Below are 23,063 nucleotides of genomic sequence, written 5' to 3'. Positions count from 1 at the left end.
GCCGCTGCGCGGCGCCCCGGAATGACGAACGAGAGAGTCCCCATTCGTCATGCGCGGGCTTGACCCGCCTGCGGGGCCGAAGCCGCTTCGGCGCGGCGAAGGCCCGCGCATCCATCGCGCGCGAAGCGCGCCATGGAGAAGTTTATGCGAAGAGGATGGATCGCCGGGTCGAGCCCTACGACATTCACACATCTGCTTTGGCTGTTGCGGGCGGCAGCTTTCTCTGACTCGATAGTGGTCGAGATCTGAGGAGGAGCAGATGGACGTTGGTTTGGGACGGTTCGGTGACCGGCGCCTGGAAAAAGGGGGGCCTGCTTGCTGGCTCGGCTGGTCGACGTCGGTCGCGCGGGGATCAGCGTGCGCCGGGTCGGCGGAGATCGTGCGGGCGAGATCCGCTTCACCCGGTTTCTGCGTAATCCCCGAGTGACGCCACAGGAGATGGTGGCGCATGCCAGGGCGCGCACCGCCGGGCTGGTCGAGGGCCGCCACATTCTGGCGATCCAGGACACCACGACGCTGCGCGATGACGGCAAGCTGTGCAGCTTGAACCTGCACCCGACGATCGCCGTCGATGCCGCCGATGGCGCATTGCTCGGGCTTGTCGATGCGGTGTTTCTCAGCCGCGTCGGCGGCACCAAACGGCTGTGTGCCAAACGGCCGTTCGCCGACAAGGAAAGCCGACGCTGGCTCGATGCGACCAGGGCGGCGGCCGGTCTGGTCGCCGCGGGCGCAGCTTGCGTGACCGTCATCGCCGACCGCGAAGGCGACATCTACGATGAGTTCGCCTGCCGGCCGGCAGAAACCGAACTGTTGATCCGCGCCCATCATGATCGCGCTCTGGAAGGCGGCGGCAGGCTGTACGACTGCATGGCTCAGGTGGCCGAGCTTGGCCGCGAGACCATCGATCTGCCGGCTAATCCGGGCCGGTCGGCGCGTCGGGTGACGCTGGCGCTTCGTGCCCGCGAGATCACCTTGAAGCGACCCAAGCGCAACCATCCGGCCGAAGCGGCGCATCTGCCCAAGAGCGTGACGCTGACCTTGGTGGAAGCGCGCGAGATCGATCCGCCGCCCTCGGTGGCGCCGGTGCATTGGCGTCTGCTGACGACGCACGAGGTGACGACGCTGGCGCAAGCTCTGCTGATCACCAGGTTCTATCGCCAGCGCTGGACCATCGAGCAAGTCTTCCGCCTGATGAAGACCAAGGGCTTCGACATCGAAGCGGTGCGTATCGCCGAGGGCGGACCGTTCGAGAACCTGACCACCGCGACTCTGATCGCCGCGATCCAGGTGCTGCAGATGGTGCGTGAACGCGATGGTGCAGCCGGCCGGCCGATGCAGGACACGTTCGACCCCGACGATGAGCCGGCGCTCCAAACCATCTGCCGAACACTGGAGGGCAGCACCGCGAAACAGAAAAACCCGCATCCGCCAGGATCACTCGCCTACGCCAGTTGGATCTGCGCCCGCCTTGGCGGATGGACCGGCTACTACGGCAAGCCAGGCCCCATCGTGATCCTCCACGGCCTCCAATCCCTCAGAGCCATGCTCGCAGGCTGGAAGCTAAGGCCAGATGTGTGAATCTCGTAGGGTCGAGCCCGGCAATGACGCCGCAAGAGGGAACGCGACTCTCTTTCGAGCAACGGTCGCCGAGTTCAGCTCAGATCGCCTGCGCGACCTGCTCGAGGCCCATGGCGCGGGCGAGTTTGCGGACTTCCTGCTTCTGGTCTTCGCGCAACTGGAACAGCAGCGGCATCGCGGCGTATTTCAGTTGCTGGACTTCGGCGCTGTCGGGATCGATCGGCGGCGGGCCGCTGTCGGCGACAGTGCGGGTGGCGTGCAGCTTGCGGCCGATCGCGCGCAGCGCCTGCTCGACCGACGGCCAGTAATATTCCTGCGACGACGACAAATTGAGCCGGCCGCGGAGCTGGGAGATCGACGCGTCGCTGAGCAGCGCCGGCGGCTTGGGTTTGGCGGCCGGCTTCGGCTTCTGCGCCGGCGCGGTGGCGATCACTGGCGGCAGCTTGGTGGCAGGCGTCGCGCCGGCCGCATGGTCGGCCGGATCGGGCAGCGCGCCGACCGCAAGGTCGCCGACGTCGTCGGCGGCATAGGCCAGTTGCATCGGCTTCTGTTGTCCTGCGACGCTCGGCGCGGCGGCGTCCTCGGCCGAGGGGTCGGACACCGACGGATCGGGCGCCAACGGATCGGGCGCCAACGGCTCGGACGACAGCAGCGCGGGCAGCGACAGTTCGGACGCGGTGGCCGCAGACGCCAGTTTGTCGGATTTGTTCGCCCGGTTGCTCACCGGGATCGCGATCGCGCCGGTTCCGGGCCCGGCCATCGCGGCGCTTGCGATCGGAACTCCAGCGGCCGGCACGCTGGCGCGCGCCAGGATGGTGGCGGCCGAGGCGCCTGCGATCAGGAGGCACACCAGAGCCAGAAGGGTCGCTGCTTTCGTCAAGCTGGTCTCCGTCGCGGTGACGAACGCCTGTCCGTGTCGCGCATAAATGCAGAGGAAATATGGCCCGGCACCGAATACAGGTGTCGAGCCGGCCCGCGCCGGGCGCGTGGCATTGGAACGCTGCGGTTCCGCCGTGTCGTCAGGCCGCCCGGCTTTCGGCGACGACGGCGAGTTCGTAGGCTTCCTGGATATCGGAGACGATCTCGGACGCTTCCCACAATGCGTCGGGCGCGACCGCCTGGATGCTGATCGTCCAGTTGCCGCCCTTGCGGGTGCGCGGCGTCGAGACGATTTCGAACCGCACGTCGCGGCACAGCGGATGACGGTGCAGCGCGCGCGCCACGCGGGCCCTGATCTCGTCGAGAGAAGCGGGAGTCTTTTCGGAGTACAACATGCCAGCGTCCACTTCGATGCCGAGGCGCCGGCGCGGCAGCATCGAAGCGTCGAGGCGCCCGCGTCACGGCGGCCCAATGTTGGTCCGGAGATGGTTAACGCGAGGTTTAAGCCTGCGGTCGCGGACTTCGTAGAACTACTCAGCGCGGCTCGATCACCAGGTTCTGGATCGCGCGGCCGAAGTAACCCGTGACGTCGGCGAGCCGCGACGACGCGATGCCGGCGCCGTCCGGGCCGAGCCACATCTCCGAGTTCAGCAGGACCCAGTCGCCGACCGGCTGCCGCGCCAGAAACACGTTGAGATCGGCGTTGATGAAGATCCAGTGCTTGAAGTCCAGCAACGACGAGGTGGCGTTGCTGAAGTCGGAGGCGATCACCGCGCGCATCAGCGGCGAGGTCGGCCGGCCCTCGATCAGCGGCCGGTCGGCGCGATACCAGGTCGCGCCCGGGCCGATCGCGCCGAAGCCGCCGCGCACCTTGCGCAGCGACATGCCGCCGACGAACGGATTGCGGGTGAAGCCGACGTCGAGCGTCGGGCAGTCGTCGGGCAGCGGCACGTCGAGCGCCGGATGCTCGATGTCGTCCGGCAGCTCCGGCGGCGCGTTGCGGATCTTGAGCACGCTGGCGTTCACCACCACGACGCCCTTGGAAAGCAGCCGCACCGCGCAGAGCTGGATCTTGCGGCCCTCGCGCAGCACCTCGGTCTCGAAGCTCAGGGGTCCGACCGGCACCGGGCGCAGCAGATCGACCGTGACGCGCACCACCTGCATCGGCACCGGCGTCGGCATCTGTTCGGCGAGATGCGCGACCAGCGCCGACGGCGGCGAGCCGTGCTGCATCGACGGATCCCAGGGCCCGGCGGCGTTGCCGCTGGTCGCGATGTCGTTGCCGTCGATGCGATAGATGGCGTCCATTGGTTTCAAAGTCCGATCGTCACCGGCATTGGTCGACCCTCTCCCCTTGTGGGAGAGGGTGCCCGCGCGAGGCGCGGGCGGGTGAGGGCAAGCCACGCTACGCGACCCCTCATCCGGTGCGGACGAGGTCCGCGCCACCTTCTCCCACAAGGGGAGAAGGGAAGAGGCTCCGCGACTTCGGTGAGAGGCGCGACTACGCCAGCGGCGGATCGTTCGCTTCGTCGTATTCCTGCTTGAAGCGCGCGACCATTTCGGCGACCGGCACGATCCCGGTGATGCTGCCGATGCCCTGACCGGCGCCCCAGATTTCCTTCCAGGCCTTCGGCTTGGCGCGCTCGCCGGATTCGTCGGTGCCGAAGTTCATCTTGGTCGGATCGGACTGTTCGAGATTGTCCGGGTCCATCCCGGCGGCGACGATCGACGGCTTCAGATAGTTGCCGTGCACGCCGGTGAACAGGTTGGAGTAGACGATGTCGTCGGCGCCGGAGGTGGTGATCATCTCCTTGTAGCGCGGCACCGCGTTGGCTTCCTGGGTGGCGATGAAGGCCGAGCCGATATAGGCGAAGTCGGCGCCGAGCACGCGGGCGGCGCGGATCGCGCGGCCGTTGCCGATCGCCCCCGACAGCGCGACCGGGCCGTCGTACCAGCTCCGCGTCTCGGTGACGAAAGCGAACGGAGACTGCATGCCGGCATGGCCGCCGGCGCCGGCCGCGACCAGGATCAGGCCGTCGGCGCCCTTCTCCACCGCCTTGTGGGCGAAGCGCTGGTTGATGACGTCGTGGAAGACGATGCCGCCCCAATTATGCGCGGCCTGGTTCAGCTCCTCGCGGGCGCCGAGCGAAGTGATCAGCATCGGCACCTTGTGCTTCTCGCACAGCGCCAGATCGGCATCGAGCCGGTTGTTGGATTTGTGCACGATCTGGTTGACGGCGAACGGCGCCGACGGGCGCTCCGGATGCGCCTTGTCGTGGGCGGCGAGCTCTTCCTTGATGCGATGCAGCCACTCGTCGAGCAGCGCCGCGGGCCGCGCATTCAGCGAGGGAAACGAGCCGACCACGCCGGCCTTGCATTGCGCGATCACCAGATCGGGCGTCGAAATGATGAACAGCGGCGAGCCGATCACCGGGATCGACAGGCGGCCCTTGAACAATGCAGGCATGGACATTCCGGGTGTCTCCTTTTGTTGTGTTTGGCGGTGCAAACCGCGGCGACACAAAAGCAATTGAGGAACCGGCCCGCAAGGCATCGATGCGGAAAAATGCAGCGTTTCGACGCAAGCGCGCGAAAATCCCGCTGCGTTACTGGCACCACGCCCGTGTGACGAAATTTTCGGTGCGGCAGTCGCCGGGCTGGCGGGCGCGGCCGGGGATCAGCAGCTTGGCCGAGCATTTCTCGGTGGCGTCGACCGCGAGGCTGCGGCCGTCCTGATAGCCCTTGCTCCGGCACAGGATGGCGGCGCCCGCGGCGCAATCGGGCGCGCCGTTGGCCGAGGCCGGGCAGACCTGGCGGCCGTTGATCATCGCCGGGATCGTCGGCGAGGCGGGCGGCGAGGCGGGCGGCGATGGTGCGGGCGTGGCCGGGACGGCGGGTTGCCGCTGCGGCGGAGACACCGGCGGCGGATCGGCAGTCGGCTGCGGCGCCGGCGGCGCGTCGGGGACCGGCGTGTCGGTCTTGCCGCTGTCCGGCTTCGCGAAATCCGGCAGCAGCAGCGACGGGTCCTTCAGCAGCTTGCCGATTTCATTGACGAGGCCGGGATTCTCGCGCGGCGCGGGCGCTTCGGGAGGCCGCGGCTGCTGCGCGCCGGCCGGCCCGGTCGCGGCGAGCGCCGTGATCGCCAAGGCGACCAGACGCGACGCTCGTCGCCGGAACAGCGGTCGGATCGAAGCAGGCATGGCGTGAGCCTACGCCGTTGTGTCGACAGGGAGAAGTCGCTTCACATCCTGCCCGGCTAGACCAGCTTGATCGCGACGACGAAGCCGAGCACCAGCACGACGGCTCCGATCGTCACCCACATTGTCAGCCGCTTCTCGATCTGCTCCCGGATCACAACGCCATAGCGATTGAGCACGATCGCGACCACGAAGAAGCGGCCGCCGCGGGCGATGATCGAGAACAGGATGAACAGCCAGATGTCGTAACCGGCGAAGCCCGAAGTGATGGTGACGAGCTTGTAGGGGATCGGGGTGAGGCCCTTCAGCAGGATGATCCAGGCGCCCCATTCGGCATAGCCGGCGCGAAAGGTCTCGACCTTGTCGGCATAGCCGTAGAGCTGGATCAGCCAGTGGCCGACCGAGTCGTAGAGCAGCGCGCCGATGGCGTAGCCGACCACGCCGCCGAGGACCGAGGTGACGGTGCACAGCGCCGCGTAGAACCACGCCCGCTCCGGCCGCGCCAGCGACATCGGAATCAGCATCACATCCGGCGGGATCGGGAAGAACGAACTCTCCGCGAAAGACACCATCGCCAGGATCCAGAGGGCGTAGGGCTTGTGGGCGGCGTCGATGCACCAGTCGTAGATTCGTCTCAGCATGGCCGCGATCAACCATCCCGGGACGGATTTGTCCATTCCGCAGTTATGACGGCGCCCGGCGCCCGAACGACAATCAGCGCCGCTTGCGTGCCGCGCTGGCTTCGAGCGGGGTGAAAGGCCGCCGTGCCGGGTGCGGCGCCACCGGTTCGGGGAGTTTCAGTGCGGATTTGGGAAGCTTCTCGGCGATCCCGAACAGGGCTTCGCGCCGGCTCATCTCCGCCCAGACGTCGTCCGGGCGAACCCCGGCGGAGGCCCACAGCACGGTGAGATTATAGATGAGATCGGCACTTTCGCGGATCACCGCCTCCCGGTCGCCATTGATGGCGTCAATGACGACCTCGATCGCTTCTTCCGCGAGCTTCTTGGCCATTTTGCCGGAGCCGCCGCGGAACAGCCGCGCGGTGCGCGACGTCGCGGGATCGAGATCCCGGGCCGCGAGCACCGCCTGATAGAGCCGCTCAACCGAATCAGCCATTTAGCCAGCCTAACGCCAATCGATGTCGGTTGCGTAAAACCGGCCTCCCAGTGCAGAGGCAAATGGCCGCGCCGCTGGCGCTGCCTCGACATGGAGGATCACGACCGGTCAATAGCCGTAATAATAGCCGTTCCCGTAGCCGTAGCCCGGGTGGCCGCCGATATAGCCCGGACCGCCGTAATAGCCATAGGGGCGCGGGCCGTAATAATGGCTCTCGTAGTAATCGCGGCGGGCCTGACTGGCGGCGATCGCGCCGATGGTGCCGATGATCCCGACGAAGGCCGCGGCCGCCGCGGCATTGTTGCCGCCGCCGCGCCGGACGTGGCGGCGCTTCCTGGCGGCGCTGACATCGGTCATCTCATGCTGGGTGGTGACGCCCGCGGGCTTCGGCGCCGCGACGGCCGCGGTCGGCTCGAAGGCGGGCAGCGCCAGCGCCGCGACCATCGCGATCACGACGGCTCGGACGCCGGCGCGTCGCAAAACTCTCTGCTTCAACATCTCGGAACCTCCGACAGGCGGCCGGACTTGTATCGGCCGGCGCGGGACAACCCGCGTCTGATACGTAAGGTTCCTCGAACGAAACACAAGGTTCCGGCCGTTGGTGATCATCGTCACAGCCGTCGGGCAGTTCCGAGATACTGAGCCGTCATGCCCGGCGGCCGGGCATGACGATCGTTCAATGACGAGCGGCTCAGCCCTGCGCGAGCTGCCGGTCGAGGTCGTGCAGCACCTGGTAGCACGGCAGCACCTGGGCGACGCTGGCGTTCGGCTCGCGGCCTTCGCGGATCGCGGCGAAGAATTCGCGGTCCTGCAGCTCGATGCCGTTCATCGAGACGTCGACCTTGGAGACGTCGATCTTCTCCTCCTTGCCGTTCACCAGATCGTCGTAGCGGGCGATGTAGGTGCCGGTGTCGCCGATGTAGCGGAAGAAGGTGCCGAGCGGGCCGTCATTGTTGAACGACAGCGACAGCGTGCAGATCGCGCCGTTTTCCGCCTTGAGCTGGATCGACATGTCCATGGCGATGCCGAGCGACGGGTTGATCGGGCCCTGCATCGCGTTGGCCTTCACGATCGGCGAGCCCGCCTGATAGGCGAACAAATCGACGGTGTGGGCGGCGTGGTGCCAAAGCAGATGGTCGGTCCAGCTGCGCGGCTGGCCGAGCGCGTTCATGTTGGTGCGGCGGAAGAAGTAGGTCTGCACGTCCATCTGCTGGATGTTCAGCTCGCCGGCCTTGATCTTGTTGTGGACGTATTGATGGCTCGGGTTGAAGCGGCGAGTGTGGCCGCACATCGCCACCAGTCCGCTCGACTTCTGCAGGTCGACCACCGCCTGCGCGTCGGCCAGCGAATCCGCCAGCGGAATCTCGATCTGCACGTGCTTGCCGGCCTTCATGCAGGCGATGCCTTGTTCGGCATGCATCTGGGTCGGCGTGCAGAGAATGACCGCATCGACCTCCTTGATCGCCAGCGCGTCGGCGAGGTCTGTCGAAACGTGCGCGATGCCGTATTTGTCGGCGACCTCCTTGGTCGGCTCGAGCCGTCGTCCGACCAGCGACACCACCTCGACGCCGTCGATGTTCTTGATGCCGTCGAGATGTTTGATGCCGAACGCGCCCGCACCCGCGAGCGCGACCTTGATCGCTTTGGCCATATCAGGCGTTCTCCAGAATCAGATGACCGACCGCGGTGTTGCTGGCCGGGACGTGATAGAAACGATGGGCGACCTTGGGCTTCGGACCGCCGGCGACGTCGCTCATCGCGCCGCGCGCGATCAGCCACATCACCAGCTCGATGCCCTCCGAGCCCGCCTCGCGGACGTAGTCGATATGCGGCTTCTTCGACAGCGCGTCAGGATCATTGATGAGCTGGTCCAGGAAGGCGTTGTCCCATTCGCGGTTGATCAGGCCCGCGCGCGGGCCCTGCAACTGGTGGCTCATGCCGCCGGTGCCCCAGATCTGCACGTTGAGATCCTCGTCGTAGGAGCGGATGGCGCGGCCGATCGCCTGACCGAGCATGTAGCAGCGCCGGCCGGACGGCACCGGATATTGCACGACGTTGACGGCGAACGGGATCACCGGGCAGGGCCAGGCCTGCGGCTCGCCGCACATCAGGCTGAGCGGCACGGTGAGGCCGTGGTCGACGTCCATCTTGTTGACGATGGTGAGATCGAAATCGTCCTGGATCACCGACTGCGCGATATGCCCGGCGAGCCTGGGATGGCCGATCACCTTCGGCACCGGGCGCGGCCCCCAGCCTTCGTCGGCCGGCGTGTATTCGGCCGCGGTGCCGATCGCGAAGGTCGGGATGAAGTCGAGGCTGAAAGCGGTGGCATGATCGTTGAACACCAGGAAGATCACGTCCGGCTTCTCGTTCTTCAGCCATTCTTTGGAGAACTCGTAGCCCTTGAACACCGGCTTCCAATAGTCCTCGCCGGTCTTCTTGGTGTCGATCGCGGCGCCGATCGCCGGCACGTGCGAGGTGTAGACGCTGGCGGTGATACGAGCCATCACTTCTTCTCCCCGATATAGCGGTTGCCCTCGGCGGAACGGCCGCCATTGATCATCATGTTGCGATATTCCTCTTCGGTCATGCCGGTCATCGAGCCCGCCATCTGCTGGAAGCTCTTGCCGTCGGTGGCGCCGATCTTGGCGAGGAAGTAGATGTTGCCGCCGAGCGCGATGCAGCGGTTGAGGTCGCGATCGAGCACCGCCTGCTTCTGTTCCTCGGTCATCGGCCACTCGTCGAGATAAGCCCGCTCGTCGGCCTTGAAGCGGGCGCGGTTGTCCGCCTTCATCAGCGACATGCAGAACTGGTTGAGGTGATAGCCGAGCCGCGACATGTCGGCGTCGAAGATCGTCGTGCCGGGCACGTCGGTATAGGGTTTGTCGAGGGACATGGCGGTTTCTCCTCTGTCTTTCGTGTTATTATTCCCGTCATGGCCGGGCTTGTCCCGGCCATCCACGTCTTTGCTGCGGATCGTCTGCCTTCGTGGATGCCCGGGACAAGCCCGGGCATGACGGTGAGTTACTTCTCCTCCGGCCAATATAGCCGCATCGGGTTATCGACCAGTAGTTTGCGCTGAAGTTCCGGCGTGGTCGCGATGTGCGGGATGAAATCGACCAAGAGGCCGTCGTCGGGCATGTGGTCCTTCAGGTTCGGGTGCGGCCAGTCGGTTCCCCACAGCACGCGGTCCGGGAAGGTCTCGACGATGCGGCGGGCGAACGGCACCACGTCGCGGTACGCATTCTGCTCGCCGCCGAGCGCCGGCGGGCCGCTCACCGACAGCCGCTCCGGGCAGCTCACCTTCGACCAGACGTTGTCGTGCTCGCGCATGAATTTGACGAACAGCTCGAATTCCGGACCGTCCAGCGGCTTGGTGACGTCCGGCCGGCCCATATGGTCGACCACCACGGTGGTCGGCAGCGCGGTGAAGAAGTCCCACAGCTCGGGCAGGTCGACCGCTTCGAAATAGATCACCACGTGCCAGCCGAGCGCCTTGATGCGCTCGGCGATCTCGACCAACTCGTCCTTCGGGGTGAAGTCGACCAGCCGCTTGACGAAGTTGAAGCGCACCCCGCGCACGCCGGAATCGTGCATCGCCTGCAGCTCGGCGTCGGTGACGCTGCGCCGCACCGTGGCGACGCCGCGCGCCTTGCCGTTCGAATGCACCAGCGCATCGATCATCGCGCGATTGTCGGCGCCGTGGCAGGTCGCCTGCACCACGACATTGCGGCCAAAGCCGAGATGGTCGCGCAGCGCGGTGAGCTGCTGCTTGGAGGCATCGCACGGCGTGTATTTGCGCTCCGGCGCGAACGGGAATTCATCGCCCGGCCCGAACACATGGCAATGCGCATCGACGGCGCCCGCCGGGACTTTGAAGCGCGGCTTCGACGGGCCTTGGTACCAGTCCAGCCAGCCGGGGGTCTTTTCGAAGGTCATACCGTCACTCATTTTAAGTAGGCGCTGTCTGAAGTCAGCGCGTGGTTCGCTCCGGGCTTCTTCTCCCCTCCCCCTTGCGGGGAGGGGTCGGGGGTGGGGGTGCCACGGGCGCAGTGCTCACGGCACCCCCGCCCCGGCCTCCGCTTCGCTCGGCCGACCCTCCCCGCAAGGGGGAGGGGAGCTAACCAGCGCTGCGGTCAAATCTCGTCGACGCTAGGTCTTCGTCTCGTCCTTCACCTTCGCCAGAATCCGATCCGCCTCGACGCGCCAGTCCGGGCTCCGCGCAAACTCCTTGCTGCCGCGCTCGCCGAACAGTCCCACATCCGCGAGATCCGCTACCCACGCCTGCCGCTCGGCGGTGCCTTGCGCCGACCACGGCGTCAGCCCGGCGTCGCGCACGGTCTCGGCGACTTCGCGCACTTCCTCGGCGCGGCGGCGGCCGTGTTCGATCACGCGCTGAAAGAAGTAAGCGCCCTGCTTCTCCCAATCGATCGACGGAAACGTCTCCTGCAGCGAGGCGATCACCGAATCTTCGACGCCGTAGGCGCGGGCGGTGGTGAAGCTCTCGATCACCATCGCCTCCAGCCCCTTGATCATGATGCTGCGGCACATCTTGGTCGCCGACGCGACGCCGAGCGTGTCGCTCGCCGGCTTGGCGTCGAAGCCGAGCGCATTGATCAGCGGCGCGAGTTCGGCGGCGTGCGGTCCGCCGAGCAGCAGCGGCACCTTGATCCGATAGGGCGGCACCGAGGTCATCACCGCGCCTTCGACGTAGCGGCCATGAGCGCTCTCGATCAGCGCGGCGGCGCGCTGCTTGGCGCCGGGCGAGGCCGAGTTGAAATCGAGAAACCACGAGCCCTGGTTGAGCGCGCCCGCACAGGCTTCGGCCACCGCCACGGTCTGGCTCGCCGTCACCGCCGAAATGATCAGGTCACAGCGCCCGGCGAGATCGGCATGTGAGGCCGCCAGCGTCACGCCATGCGCGGCGGCGTGGTCGCGCAGCGGCGGCGCGCGGTCGTCGCCGAGCTTGACGTCATAGGCCGTAACCTCGACGCCCTGCGCGCGCAGATCCTCGGCGAGGATTTTGCCAACCTCGCCATAGCCGACCAGTCCGATGCGCGCCTGTTTGGGATCGCTGCTCATCAGTCGATATACTTCAGTCCGGCTTTTTCCAGCGGCTCGCGCATCTTGTACATGTCGAGGCCGAGCACGCCGCTCGCGAGCTTGGCGCGCTTGTCGGCCTCGTTGGCCTCGCGTGCCGCCGCCGCATCGGCGACCTGCTGCGCGACTGCGGCCGGCACGACGACGACGCCGTCGTCATCGGCGATCACCACGTCGCCGGGCACCACATAGGCTCCGGCGCACACCACCGGAATGTTGACCGAGCCGAGCGTCGCCTTCACCGTGCCCTTGGCGTGGATCGCCTTGGAGAACACCGGGAACTGCATCTGCGTCAGATCGCGGACGTCGCGCACGCCGGCGTCGATGATCAGGCCGAGCGCGCCGCGTGCGCGGAAGCTCGTCGCCAGCAGATCGCCGAAGAAGCCGTCGGTGTTGTCGGCGGTGCAGGCCGCCACGACGATGTCGCCGGGCTGAAGCTGCTCGGCCGCGACATGCATCATCCAGTTGTCGCCAGGCTGCAGCAGCACGGTGACGGCGGTGCCGCAGATGTGGGCGCCGGGATAGATCGGCCGCATATAGGGCTGCATCAGGCCGACGCGGCCCATCGCCTCGTGCACGGTGGCGACGCCGAAGCGCGACAGTTGCTCCACCGCCGCCTTGTCGGCGCGGGTGATGTTGCGCTTGACGATGCCGAGATCGTTCATCCGCACGGTCATGTTATTGGCCCTTCGCTTTCAGCGCCGCATCCATCCGGGGATACACCCGCCGCGCATTGCCCTCGTAAATCTGCAGCTTCTCGGCCGGCGTCAGGATCGTCGACGCCTCGATGTAGCGCTTGGTGTCGTCGTAGTAGAAGCCGGTCTCCGGATCGATGCCGCGCACCGCGCCGATCATCTCCGAGGCGAACAGCACGTTGTCGACCGGAATCACCTTGGTCAAGAGATCGATGCCGGGCTGGTGATACACGCAGGTGTCGAAGAAGATGTTGTTGAGGAGATGATCCTTCAGCAGCGGCTTCTTCAGTTCCTGCGCAAGGCCACGGAAGCGGCCCCAGTGATACGGCACCGCGCCGCCGCCATGCGGGATGACGAATTTCAGCGTCGGGAAATCCTTGAACAGGTCCGAGGTCAGGCACTGCATGAAGGCGGTGGTGTCGGCGTTGAGATAATGCGCGCCGGTGGTGTGGAAGCAGGCGTTGCAGCTGGTCGAGACGTGGATCATCGCCGGTATCTCCAGCTCGACCATCTTCTCGTAGATCGGGTACCACTGCCGGTCGCTGAGCGGCGGCGAGGTCCAGTGTCCGCCGGACGGATCGGGATTGAGATTGATGGCGACGAAGCCGTACTCTTTGACGCACTTTTCCAGTTCGGGGATGCAGGTCTTCGGATCGACGCCCGGCGACTGCGGCAGCATCGCAGCCCCGATGAAATTGTCCGGGAACAGTTGCGCGACGCGGTGGCACAGTTCGTTGCAGATCGAAGCCCAGGTCGACGACACGTTGAAGTCGCCGATGTGGTGCGCCATGAACGAGGCGCGCGGGCTGAACACCGTGAGATCGCTGCCGCGCTCCTGCATCTTCTTGAGCTGGTTGTCGATGATCGAGGCGCGCAGTTCGTCGTCGCTGATCTTCAGCTCGGACACTTTCGGCATCGCCGACGGGTCCTTGATGCCCGCGATCTGGCGGTTGCGCCAGTCCTCCAGCGCCTTCGGCGCGGTGGTGTAGTGGCCGTGAATGTCGATGATCATCGGGTGTCCTCGAATAGTCTGTGGCCGTCATTGCCGGGCTTGACCCGGCAATCCATCCTCTCGAGATGATGGATACGCGGGTCAAGCCCGCGTATGACGTCCGTGGCTTGTGGCGTCGCTCGCACGAACAGCGCGGGCTTCGATGTTATTTCTTCTCTGCATTCGACGTCTCATCCCGCCCGCCGCGCCGCCGCGTCGCTGGTCTGCTTTCCGTCCCACACCGAGCCGGGCACCATCACGTCGCCGCGCATCAACAGCCGCGCGGTGCGTAGCAAGGCGGCGCGGGTGACGGTCTGCGGATCGGCCGGATCGACTTCGATCTCGACCGAGAACTCGCCGGTCGGATGCTCGACCGAGATCTGCTTGACGGCGCCGTCCGGCACCTGCGCGATGCCCTGCGTCACCGAGCCGTCGAGCACGCAGGCGGTGGCGACGGTGACGGCGGCGAGCACGCCGATGGCGTCGTGGCAGACATGCGGGATGAAGCTGCGGGTGGTGATGCTGCCGCCGGCGCGCGGCGCGGCGATCAGCGTCATCTTCGGATAGTTCTTCGACGTGACGTCGCCGAGCTGCATCGCGTGGCCGCAGGCGATCCGCAGTCGCTCCAGCCGCGCCTTGAGGTCGGTGTCGGCGTTGAGCTGCGCCACGCCCTCATAGCCGGTTCGGCCGACGGCCTCGGCCTTGAACATCACCAGCGGCATGCCGTTGTCGATGCAGGTCACCTCGACGCCGTCGATGACGTCGCGGACCTGGCCGGTCGGCAGCAGCGATGGCGCCACAGAGCCCGCGGTGTCGAGGAAGTTGATCTTGATCGGCGCCGAAGTGCCCGGCGCGCCGTCGATCCGCGCGTCGCCGTCATAGCTGACGTGACCGGCCGGCGTCTGCACCGTGATGTCGCATTGCATGTCGGTGTTGAGCGTCAGCACCCGCAGGGTCGTGGCGTCGCCCTGCGGCTGCACCAGTCCGGTTTCGAGCGCGAACGGCACTACCGCGGCGAGCATGTTGCCGCAGTTCGGCGTGGTGTCGACACTGTCCTTGTCGGGCTGCAATTGCGCGAACAGGAAGTCGAGATCGACGCCCGGCTTGGAGCCTTTCGAGACGATGCCGACCTTGCTGGTCAAAGGATGCGCGCCGCCGAGTCCGTCGATCTGGCGGCGGTCGGGCGATCCCATCACCGCCAGCAGCACCTTGTCGCGGGTGGCGATGTCGTCGGGCAGATCGGCTGCGTTGAAGAACGGGCCGCGTGAGGTCCCGCCGCGCATGAACAGGCAGGGGATGGCCGTTTGCATTCGCTTCCTTCCCGGATTGTTGTGACCATTGTGGCGATGGCGGGCGAACGACGCCACCGCGACGTGTCAATAACAGCTATCGGGTTAAGGCATGGCGAAAGCACATCGCCATGCCGCCCCAGCACGGGCGGCTTGCGGCGGGTTCAGGTCGGCAGGCCGCGCGCGAGCTCGGTCAACAGCCGCATGGTATATTGCGCCAGCGGCGTCGGCCGTCTCGTCGCGGACACTGCGAGGCACAGCGCGCTGGTCGCCGCCGGCTCCACCAGCCTGCGCATACTCAGCTCGGCGGCGCGCGGCGAGGCGGCGACGCCGCTCGCGGTCAGCACCGCATGGCCGTAGCCGGCGCAGACCAGCTCGATGATCGACGGCACGCTGGAGACCTCCCAGGCAATGTCGAGTTTGACGCCGGCGAGCGCCGCCTGGGTCTCCAGCAGCCTGCGCATCGCATGGACACGCTCGGGCACGATCAGCGGATAGGTCGATAGTTCCTTGAACGGCAGCGGCGGCGCCGGCTGGCCGCGCTTGCCCTTCGGCGCGCGGCTGACGAGGCCGAGCGGCTCCTGCAGCAGCGGCGTGATGTCGATGCCGGATTGCGCTTCCGGATTGTACACCAGCCCGACATCGGCGCGGCCGGTGGTGACCCATTCGACGATATGCGACGACAGCCCTTCGACGATCGCCAGCCGCGCCGCCGGCAATTCGCGCTTGAAGCGATCGATCAAAGGCAGCGTGAGCTGGCGGCCGATCGAGGGCGGCAGCCCGATGGTGACGCGGCCGACCGGCGCGTCGCGGCTGGCGCCGAGATCCTCGCGCGCATGCGCCACCATCTGCATGATGCCGACGCTGTGGTCGAACAGCCGCCGTCCTGCTTCGGTCAACGCCACGCCGCGGCCGTTGCGCAGGAATAGCTGCTGGTTGAGCTCGGTCTCCAGCCCGCGGACCTGCCGGCTCAGCGCCGGCTGCGCGATGTCGAGCATCATCGCCGCCTTGCTGAACGAGCCGAGCTCGGCCACGCGCATGAAATATTCGAGCTGCTTGAGATTCATTGAAGCGCCTCGCCCGGAGGGGCGGCTATTGTTTCTCGATCCCGGAGGCGTCGATCACGGCCTTCCATTTCTCGATGTCGGTGCGCAGTCGCGTGGCGAGTTGATCCGGCGTCGAGCCGCGCGCGTCGACGCCGAGGTCGAGCAGTTGTTTCTTCAGCGCCGGGTCGGCGAGAACCTCCTGCAGCGCGCGGTTCAGCGTGCTGATCACCGCCGGCGGCGTCGAGGCCGGCGCGAACAGCGCGTTCCAGGATTCGATGCTCACCTCCAGTCCGTTTTCGCGCAGCGTCGGCACGTTCGGCGTGATCTTTGAGCGCAGCGGCCCCGAGGCCGCCAGCGCACGGATCTTGCCGTCGTCGAGGCTGCCCTTCAGCGCCGAATAGCTGTCGATCGCCATGTCGAGATTGCCCTGCAGCAGCGACACCAGCACTTCCGGCGTGCCGCGATGCGGGATCACGACGAAGTCGATCCCCGCCGCGGTCCTGAACATGCCGGCCGCGAGATTCTGCGTACTGCCGAGAATGATGGTGCCGACATTGAACCGGCCGGGGCTCTGCTTGCCCGCCTTGATGAAGTCTTCCATCGTCTTGAACGGCGCATCGGCGCGAACCACGAACAGGAAGTCGAAGAACCCCAGCGTCGAGACCGGCGCGAAATCCTTGACCGGGTCGAACGGCAGCTTCTTGAACAGCGAGGCGCTGATCGCCGTGCCGTTGGACAGCAGCGCCAGCGTGTAGCCGTCGGGCTGCGCCGACATCACGGTGCGCGCCGCGGTGATGCCGCCGGCGCCGGGCTGGTTCTCGATGTAGAAGCGGCTGCCGAGCTTGGCGCCGAGCCGGTCGGCCACCAGACGCGCGGTGATATCGGCGACCCCGCCCGCGGCGAACGGCACCACGATGCGGACGGGGCGCGCGGGATACAGTCCCTCGGCGCCGGCGCGGTCGACCGGCAGCAATCCGGTCAGGAGCGCAAGCGCGGCGACGATCGCGGCGAGGCGGCGAGTGCATTGTCGGCTGATCAGCGTCATCTTTCGACGATAGTCCAAATGTGCCGGATTTCACAATCGCAGCAAGCAATTGACCGAGGCTGGCCGCGACCGCTGAATTCCGCCGGACGGGCCGCGCCGGCCGCGTCGGCGCGCCCGGATTGACGCTGCTCCCGCCACAGGGCAGACCCTGATGCCAACGAATCCGAAGTAGAGAGCTGTGGAGAGCCCGATGTCGCAGCCGCCGCTGTTCCGCCCGCTTACCCTGCGTGGCATCACCGCCAAGAACCGCATCCTGATCTCGCCGATGTGCCAGTACTCTGCGGTCGACGGCGTCGCCAACGACTGGCACCTCGTCCATCTCGGCAAGTTCGCTCAGGGCGGCGCCGGCATCGTGATGGTGGAAGCCACCGCAGTCACCGCCAACGGCCGCATCACCCACGGCGATCTCGGGCTTTGGCACGACGGCCAGGTCAAGCCGCTGGAGCGGATCGCCGCGTTCCTGCGCGACAACGGCGCGGTGCCGGCGATCCAGCTCGCCCATGCCGGCCGCAAGGCCAGCATGCAGCGCCCGTGGTACGGCAACGCCGCGCTCACCGCCGAAGATCGTGCGCGCGGGGATCAGCCGTGGCCGATCGTCGCGCCGAGCCCGCTCCCGATGGAAGAGGGCTGGCTGACGCCGCAGGAACTCTCGGAGGATCAACTCGGCGAGTTGCTCGATGCCTGGCGCGCCGCGACGCTGCGCGCAGTCGATGCCGGTTTCGAGATGCTCGAAGTGCATTGCGCCCACGGCTATCTGCTGCACTCGTTCCTGTCGCCGCTGTCCAACATGCGGACCGACGAATACGGCGGCAGCCGCGACGGCCGGATGCGGTTTCCGCTGCAGGTGATCGAGACGGTGCGGGCGGCATGGCCCGACACGCTGCCGCTGGCGGTGCGGGTATCGTCGGTCGACGGGGTCGAGGGCGGCATCGAACTCGCCGATTCGGTGGTGTTCGCGCGGGAAGCCAAAGCGCGCGGCGCCGACATCATCGACTGTTCGTCGGGCGGGTTGCTCGGCTCCGCCACCGCGGCGCGGATTCCACGCGGCTACGGCTTCCAGGTGCCGTTCGCCGAAACCATCCGCAAGGAGGCCGACATTCCGACTATCGCGGTCGGGTTGATTCTACATCCGGATCAGGCGGAGAAGATCGTCGAGCAGGGCCACGCCGATCTGATCGCGATCGGCCGCGAGGCGCTGTTCGATCCGAACTGGACGCTGCACGCCCAGCTCGAACTCACCGAAGACGACGGCGAAGTGTTCGCCGACTGGCCGAAGCAATACGGCTGGTGGCTGGAGCGCCGCGAGCCGGGCCTGCGCAAGCTCGAGGGCTGGACGCTGCCGCACCGGCGAGGGTGATCTTCGTCCTTGCGAGGAGCGAAGCGACGAAGCAATCCAGCTCCGCGACGTGCGGCTGGATTGCTTCGCTCCGCCCGCAAGGACGAGGATAGAGTCGTTGATTGCCTACCAGCCGCAGCCGCCGCAGCGCGGGCGCACCGGCGCGTAGTAGACCTGCGCCGGCGCCACCATCTCGACCCGCTCGCGCGTGGCGTATTGCGGCGGAATGCGCTCGTATTCGACGCCTTCCGGCGCGACCATCACGGTCTTCGGCACCATCACGGTGCGGTACTGCGCCGGCGTGCGATGCGCGACGACGCGGCCCGGCGCCACCATCACGGTCTCTTCGACGGTGCGGTATTGCGGCGGCGCCACCTGCTGCTGATAGCAGGTGTGGCAGGGCGGCGGCGTGTAGCAGCCGTAGCAGGCCGAAGCAGCGGTCGGCAGCGCGACGGCGCCGGCGACGACGGCGGAAGCGATCAAGGCGGCGTTGAGGCGTGACATGGCGGGACCTGCGCTTTCAGGGTTGAAACCGCCGCCATCTTCGATTGCATCGCCGCGCGCCGTCAACGAACGAGCGATATCAACCTTTATGAACAGCGTTAACGGCGCAGCACGATCAGCACGGCGCCGTTAACGTGGTGTTTTCCGATCAGGCGGCGCGGACGGTGCGCAGGAAGCGGCCGACCTCGTCCTTCAGTCGTGTGCTGTCGTGCGACAACGAATGCGCGGCCGACAGGACCTGCGTCGACGCCGAGCCGGTCTCGCTCGCGCCGCGCTGCACCTCGACGATGTTGGCCGAGACCTGCTGCGTGCCGGCAGCGGCGTGCTGGACGTTGCGCGAAATCTCCTGCGTGGCGGCACCCTGTTCCTCGACGGCGGCGGCGATCGTCTCGGCGATCTCCGACATCCGCGCGATCGTGGTGCCGATCTGTCGGATCGATGCCACCGACTGCCCGGTCGCGGTCTGGATGCCGCCGACCTGCTGGCTGATCTGCTCGGTCGCCTTCGCGGTCTGCTCGGCCAGCAGCTTGACCTCGCTCGCCACCACGGCGAAGCCGCGTCCGGCGTCGCCGGCGCGCGCCGCCTCGATGGTGGCGTTGAGCGCCAGCAGGTTGGTCTGCGAGGCGATGCTGTTGATCAGTTCGACCACGTCGCCGATTCGCGCCGCGGCTTCCGACAGATGGCTGACCCGGTCGTTGGTCTCTTGCGCTTGCGTCACCGCCTCGCTGGCGATCCGCGCCGATTCCTGCACCTGTCGGCTGATCTCGTTGACCGACGACGCCATCTCTTCGCTGGCGGAGGCCACCGACTGAACATTGGTCGAGGCTTCCTCCGATGCCGTCGCGACCAGCGTGGTGAACTGTTGGGCGTGTTGCGCAGTGGTCGTCAGCGTCGTCGCCGAGGCTTCGAGCTCCGTCGAGGCCGACGACACCGTCTCGACGATCTCGCCGACCGCTTCCTCGAATTGCGTGGCCAGTCTGTGCATGTCGTGCTTGCGCTGCTCGGCGGCGATGCGATCCTGCTCCGCCTTGGCCTCCGACTCGGCGCGGGCTTTCTCCTGCGCCTTCAGCTTGAACGATTCCACCGCCTTCGCCATGTCGCCGATCTCGTCGTGGCGGTCGAGGCCGGGCAGCACCACGTCGAAATTGCCGGCGCCGAGTTCCTTCAGCCCGACGGTGAGGCCCTTCAGCGGTCGCGCCACCGACCGGCCGATCAAGAGGCCGAGCAGGCTGACGGCCAGGATGATCGCCGCGATCGCGATCTGCATGCGCAGCGTGGTCGCCTCCCGCGCCGCGGCGGCGGCCGCCTTGGCCTGCTCGGTCGATTGCTGGATCGTCGCACCGACGTCCCGGATCACCGGCTCGATCGCGCGGAAACTCTTCACCAGCGCCAGTTCGTCCCGTGCCAGCACCAGCGCGGCGTCCATCCAGGCGAAGAAGTCATGCTGATAGGCGGCGAGCTTCTGATCCACGTCGGCCTTGGTCGCGGCGGGAAGACCGGACGCGGCCAGCCGGGCGGAGAATTCGGCGGCGCGCTTCTTGATGTCGTCGCCGTATTTCGGATTGCGGCGGAGCATGAAGTCCTTCTCGTGCCGTCGCATCATCAGCATCGTGGTCGTCAGCGCCGGTTCGTCGAACTTGCCGAGCGCGGCCTCGATCTCGTGGACCGACTTGCGCAGGCCGCCTTCCAACCCGAGGGTCTCCTTCAGCCCGAGCTTGATCTGGGCGGCGGCGAGTTGGGCGAAGTGGCGCTCGTAGTCGGCGTAGCCGGCCTCGATTGATCGGAGGTTGCGGGTGAGGTCGGACCGACCCGCCGCTTCGGTTTGACGGATCATGTCGGCGACCGTCGCACGGGCCGATTTGCCGCCTTCCTGGTGCGCGGCGACGTAGGCGTCATCCTTGCGGAGCATGAAGTTCTTCTCGGCGCGGCGCTGCTCGAGCATCGCGATTTGCAGCAATGTATTGCTGTCGCCGAGCGCCCGCGCGCGTTCGTCTTCCAGCCGCGCGGCTTCCTGCGACGCGCTCCCCAGCATGAACAGCCCGCCGAGGGCGAGAACACCGGCAATCCCGACCGCGGCGATGGAATTGATCTTGTGGCTGAGACGAAGGCGGAGCGACATGGGTATCCTCAGTCAATTGCTGTCCGCCGACCAGCACTCGCCGTCGCGCGTTCGTGAGCGAGGGCGGTCCGGCGGCAAGGAAAGTGTTGCTGGCAATTTTGAACGCAGACGCGGCGCCTCACCGGCGAGGCGATGACTGCCATGATTGCTTTGTGAATCAGTGTTGCGCGACGTTCGCTAATCTTGCCTTAAAGTGCGCGCGCTGCGTGTAGGGTTGGTAGTAATACCAATGAATAATCGACCGAACGCGAATGCACTCTGGACAGTTGGGATTTATGCTTTGCGTCACGCTACGCGGTGTCAAGCCACCGCCTCTGCCGCCGCGCGGCCGGCATTGCGGCCGGAGAACAGGCAGCCGCCCAGGAACGTGCCTTCGAGCGAGCGATAGCCGTGCATGCCGCCGCCGCCGAAGCCGGCGGCTTCGCCGACCGCGTACAGCCCGGGAATGATCGCCCCGCCTTGGCCGAACACGCGGGCGTCGAGATCGGTCTCGAATCCGCCCAGCGTCTTGCGGGTGAGGATGTTGAGCCGCACCGCGATCAGCGGGCCGTAAGCCGGATCGAGGATCTTGTGCGGCTTCGCGATGCGGATCAGCCGGTCGCCGATATAGCGCCGCGCATTGTGGATGTTCATCACCTGCGCGTCCTTGACGAAGGCATTGTCGATCTGCCGGTCGCGCGCCTCGATCTGCGTGCGCAGCGCGTCGAGCGTCAGCAGATTGTCGCCGGACAGCGCGTTCATCGCGGTGACGAGATCGGCGAGGTTGTCGCGGACGATGAAGTCGGCCCCCTTGCTCTTGAAGGCTTCGACCGGCGCCGGTGCGCCCTTGTTGGTGGCGCGGCGCGCGGTCATCAGCCAGCTCTTGCCGGTGAGGTCCGGATTCTGCTCCGAGCCCGACAGCGCGAACTCCTTCTTGATGATCGCCTGCGTCAGCACGAACCAGGAATAATCGTAGCCGGTTGCCATGATGGCGTGGAGTTGGCCGAGCGTGTCGGAGCCGGGAAATAGCGGCGCCGGCAGCCGTTTGCCGGTGGCGTCGAACCACATCGACGACGGTCCGGGCAAAATCCGGATGCCGTGGCGCGGCCAGATCGGGGCGAAATTCTGCAGGCCCTCGACATAGTGCCACATCCGGTCGCGGTTGATCAGCCGCGCGCCGGCGGCTTCGGTGATGCCGAGCATGCGGCCGTCGACATGTTCGGGCACGCCGGAGATCATCCGTTGCGGCGGGCTGCCGAGCCGCTGCGGCCAGTTCTGTCGCACCAGATCATGATTGCCGCCGATGCCGCCCGAGGCGACGATCACCGCCTGTGCCCGCAGCGCGAAGTCGCCGATCACGATGCGCGAACTGCTGGCGCCGCGCTCGGCCTGCGTCGGCTCGAGCAGCGCGCCGCTGACGCCCTCGACCACCCCGTTCGTCATCGTCAACCCATCGACGCGATGGCGGAACTTGAAGGTGAGGCGGCCGGCATCCCGCGCGGCGCGGGCGCGGCGCACGAACGGCTCGATCAGTCCGGGCCCGGTGCCCCAGGTGACGTGGAAGCGCGGCACCGAATTGCCGTGGCTCATCGCATCATAGCCGCCGCGCTCGGCCCAGCCGACCACCGGGAAGATGCGATGCCCCATCGCCCGCAGCCAGTCGCGCTTCTCGCCGGCGGCGAACGCCAGATAGGCTTCGGCCCAGCGTCGCGGCCACAGATCCTCGTCGCGGTCGAAGCCCGCTGCGCCGAGCCAGTCCTGCAGCGCGAGTTGGTAGCTGTCGCGAATTCCGAGCCGCCGCTGCTCCGGCGAATCGACCAGGAACAGCCCGCCGAACGACCAGAACGCCTGACCGCCGCAATTCTGTTCGCCCTCCTGATCGATCACGATCACCGAGCGTCCGGCCTCGGCGATCTCGGTGGCGGCGACCAGACCGGCGAGCCCGGCGCCGATCACAATCACATCCGCATCTGTCGTCATGAGCGTTCCTCGTCGAGGAACCGATTGAACCGCGCGCGATGCGGCGCGGTCAACGGCTTTGGGCCGATGCTGTTTCAGATTGGGACCCCGACCCGCACCACTGCATCCCGCCTGCAACACTCGATTTGAATTTAATTCGAGGCAGCCCCGCGATCTGGACAAACACCCGATCCGAAATCACGCTGACGATGTCTTGAATCGGGCGCACC

The 23,063-nt window shown here is 66.8% G+C and carries 23 protein-coding genes; 2 read left to right on the top strand and 21 right to left on the bottom strand.

Annotation, left to right across the window (positions count from 1 at the left end; all coding sequences use genetic code 11):
* Positions 1-315 precede the first annotated feature (315 nt).
* Positions 316-1,578: an IS4 family transposase gene (locus SR870_RS16130; RefSeq protein ID WP_322514554.1), complete on the top strand. Its 1,263-nt coding sequence runs from the start codon at positions 316-318 to the stop codon at positions 1,576-1,578.
* Between the two features lie 79 nt (positions 1,579-1,657).
* Here the strand turns inward: SR870_RS16130 and SR870_RS16125 are convergent, their stop codons facing one another.
* From SR870_RS16125 to SR870_RS16040, 18 genes are all read right to left on the bottom strand, one after another.
* On the bottom strand, positions 1,658-2,458 hold the full coding sequence (locus tag SR870_RS16125; RefSeq protein WP_322514553.1) for a hypothetical protein: 801 nt from the start codon (positions 2,456-2,458) through the stop codon (positions 1,658-1,660).
* A 139-nt stretch (positions 2,459-2,597) separates the two neighbouring features.
* Positions 2,598-2,852, bottom strand: coding sequence for a hypothetical protein (locus SR870_RS16120; protein ID WP_322514552.1), 255 nt, complete (start codon positions 2,850-2,852; stop codon positions 2,598-2,600).
* A gap of 139 nt (positions 2,853-2,991) precedes the next feature.
* Positions 2,992-3,765 (bottom strand): thioesterase family protein, encoded by a 774-nt coding sequence (locus tag SR870_RS16115; protein WP_322514551.1) that lies wholly within the window; start codon positions 3,763-3,765, stop codon positions 2,992-2,994.
* A gap of 193 nt (positions 3,766-3,958) precedes the next feature.
* A complete protein-coding gene (locus SR870_RS16110; RefSeq protein WP_322514550.1) occupies positions 3,959-4,930 on the bottom strand; it encodes a nitronate monooxygenase family protein in 972 nt (323 codons plus the stop codon).
* Positions 4,931-5,063: 133 nt separating this feature from the next.
* Positions 5,064-5,657: a hypothetical protein gene (locus SR870_RS16105; RefSeq protein WP_322514549.1), complete on the bottom strand. Its 594-nt coding sequence runs from the start codon at positions 5,655-5,657 to the stop codon at positions 5,064-5,066.
* Between the two features lie 56 nt (positions 5,658-5,713).
* On the bottom strand, positions 5,714-6,295 hold the full coding sequence (locus SR870_RS16100) for a YqaA family protein (RefSeq protein WP_322514548.1): 582 nt from the start codon (positions 6,293-6,295) through the stop codon (positions 5,714-5,716).
* Between the two features lie 73 nt (positions 6,296-6,368).
* A complete protein-coding gene (hisE, locus tag SR870_RS16095) occupies positions 6,369-6,770 on the bottom strand; it encodes a phosphoribosyl-ATP diphosphatase (protein WP_322514547.1) in 402 nt (133 codons plus the stop codon).
* A gap of 108 nt (positions 6,771-6,878) precedes the next feature.
* Positions 6,879-7,268 (bottom strand): hypothetical protein, encoded by a 390-nt coding sequence (locus SR870_RS16090; RefSeq protein WP_322514545.1) that lies wholly within the window; start codon positions 7,266-7,268, stop codon positions 6,879-6,881.
* 193 nt (positions 7,269-7,461) lie between these two features.
* Positions 7,462-8,421, bottom strand: coding sequence for a Gfo/Idh/MocA family oxidoreductase (locus SR870_RS16085; RefSeq protein WP_322514544.1), 960 nt, complete (start codon positions 8,419-8,421; stop codon positions 7,462-7,464).
* A 1-nt stretch (position 8,422) separates the two neighbouring features.
* Positions 8,423-9,277 carry a class III extradiol dioxygenase subunit beta gene (locus SR870_RS16080; RefSeq protein WP_322514543.1) on the bottom strand — a complete coding sequence of 285 codons (855 nt, stop codon included), beginning with the start codon at positions 9,275-9,277 and terminating at the stop codon, positions 8,423-8,425.
* Positions 9,277-9,666, bottom strand: coding sequence for a protocatechuate 4,5-dioxygenase subunit alpha (ligA, locus tag SR870_RS16075; protein WP_322514542.1), 390 nt, complete (start codon positions 9,664-9,666; stop codon positions 9,277-9,279). Before ligA ends, SR870_RS16080 begins: the two co-directional genes overlap by 1 nt.
* 128 nt (positions 9,667-9,794) lie before the next feature.
* Positions 9,795-10,709, bottom strand: a complete 915-nt coding sequence (locus SR870_RS16070; protein WP_322514541.1) for an amidohydrolase family protein — start codon at positions 10,707-10,709, stop codon at positions 9,795-9,797.
* 213 nt (positions 10,710-10,922) lie between these two features.
* Positions 10,923-11,852: an NAD(P)-dependent oxidoreductase gene (locus SR870_RS16065; protein WP_322514540.1), complete on the bottom strand. Its 930-nt coding sequence runs from the start codon at positions 11,850-11,852 to the stop codon at positions 10,923-10,925.
* Positions 11,852-12,547 (bottom strand): 4-carboxy-4-hydroxy-2-oxoadipate aldolase/oxaloacetate decarboxylase, encoded by a 696-nt coding sequence (gene ligK / locus SR870_RS16060; RefSeq protein ID WP_322514539.1) that lies wholly within the window; start codon positions 12,545-12,547, stop codon positions 11,852-11,854. The genes SR870_RS16065 and ligK overlap by 1 nt, the downstream gene beginning before the upstream one ends.
* A gap of 1 nt (position 12,548) precedes the next feature.
* The gene (locus SR870_RS16055) at positions 12,549-13,577 is read right to left on the bottom strand and encodes an amidohydrolase family protein (protein WP_322514538.1); all 1,029 of its coding nucleotides are present in this window, start codon (positions 13,575-13,577) and stop codon (positions 12,549-12,551) included.
* A 170-nt stretch (positions 13,578-13,747) separates the two neighbouring features.
* Positions 13,748-14,866 carry a 4-oxalomesaconate tautomerase gene (locus SR870_RS16050; protein WP_322514537.1) on the bottom strand — a complete coding sequence of 373 codons (1,119 nt, stop codon included), beginning with the start codon at positions 14,864-14,866 and terminating at the stop codon, positions 13,748-13,750.
* A gap of 143 nt (positions 14,867-15,009) precedes the next feature.
* Positions 15,010-15,912, bottom strand: coding sequence for a LysR substrate-binding domain-containing protein (locus SR870_RS16045; RefSeq protein WP_322514536.1), 903 nt, complete (start codon positions 15,910-15,912; stop codon positions 15,010-15,012).
* Positions 15,913-15,937: 25 nt separating this feature from the next.
* Positions 15,938-16,936, bottom strand: a complete 999-nt coding sequence (locus SR870_RS16040) for a tripartite tricarboxylate transporter substrate binding protein (protein WP_322514535.1) — start codon at positions 16,934-16,936, stop codon at positions 15,938-15,940.
* A 190-nt stretch (positions 16,937-17,126) separates the two neighbouring features.
* Between SR870_RS16040 and SR870_RS16035 the strand changes: the two genes are divergently transcribed.
* Positions 17,127-18,293 (top strand): NADH:flavin oxidoreductase/NADH oxidase, encoded by a 1,167-nt coding sequence (locus tag SR870_RS16035; protein ID WP_322514534.1) that lies wholly within the window; start codon positions 17,127-17,129, stop codon positions 18,291-18,293.
* Between the two features lie 105 nt (positions 18,294-18,398).
* Here the strand turns inward: SR870_RS16035 and SR870_RS16030 are convergent, their stop codons facing one another.
* The 3 genes from SR870_RS16030 to SR870_RS16020 form a co-directional block, all read right to left on the bottom strand.
* Complete coding sequence (locus tag SR870_RS16030; RefSeq protein ID WP_322514533.1) at positions 18,399-18,776, bottom strand: hypothetical protein; 378 nt, start codon at positions 18,774-18,776, stop codon at positions 18,399-18,401.
* 148 nt (positions 18,777-18,924) lie between these two features.
* Positions 18,925-20,895 (bottom strand): HAMP domain-containing methyl-accepting chemotaxis protein, encoded by a 1,971-nt coding sequence (locus SR870_RS16025; protein WP_322514532.1) that lies wholly within the window; start codon positions 20,893-20,895, stop codon positions 18,925-18,927.
* Between the two features lie 300 nt (positions 20,896-21,195).
* Positions 21,196-22,854 (bottom strand): FAD-binding dehydrogenase, encoded by a 1,659-nt coding sequence (locus SR870_RS16020; RefSeq protein WP_322514531.1) that lies wholly within the window; start codon positions 22,852-22,854, stop codon positions 21,196-21,198.
* Positions 22,855-23,063: the final 209 nt, after the last annotated feature.

The organism is Rhodopseudomonas palustris, assembly GCF_034479375.1.
In the GTDB taxonomy this organism is placed as follows: Bacteria; Pseudomonadota; Alphaproteobacteria; order Rhizobiales; family Xanthobacteraceae; genus Rhodopseudomonas; species Rhodopseudomonas palustris_M.
The sequence above is the reverse complement of the archived record's forward strand: the minus strand, read 5'-3'. Positions and strand labels throughout refer to the sequence as shown.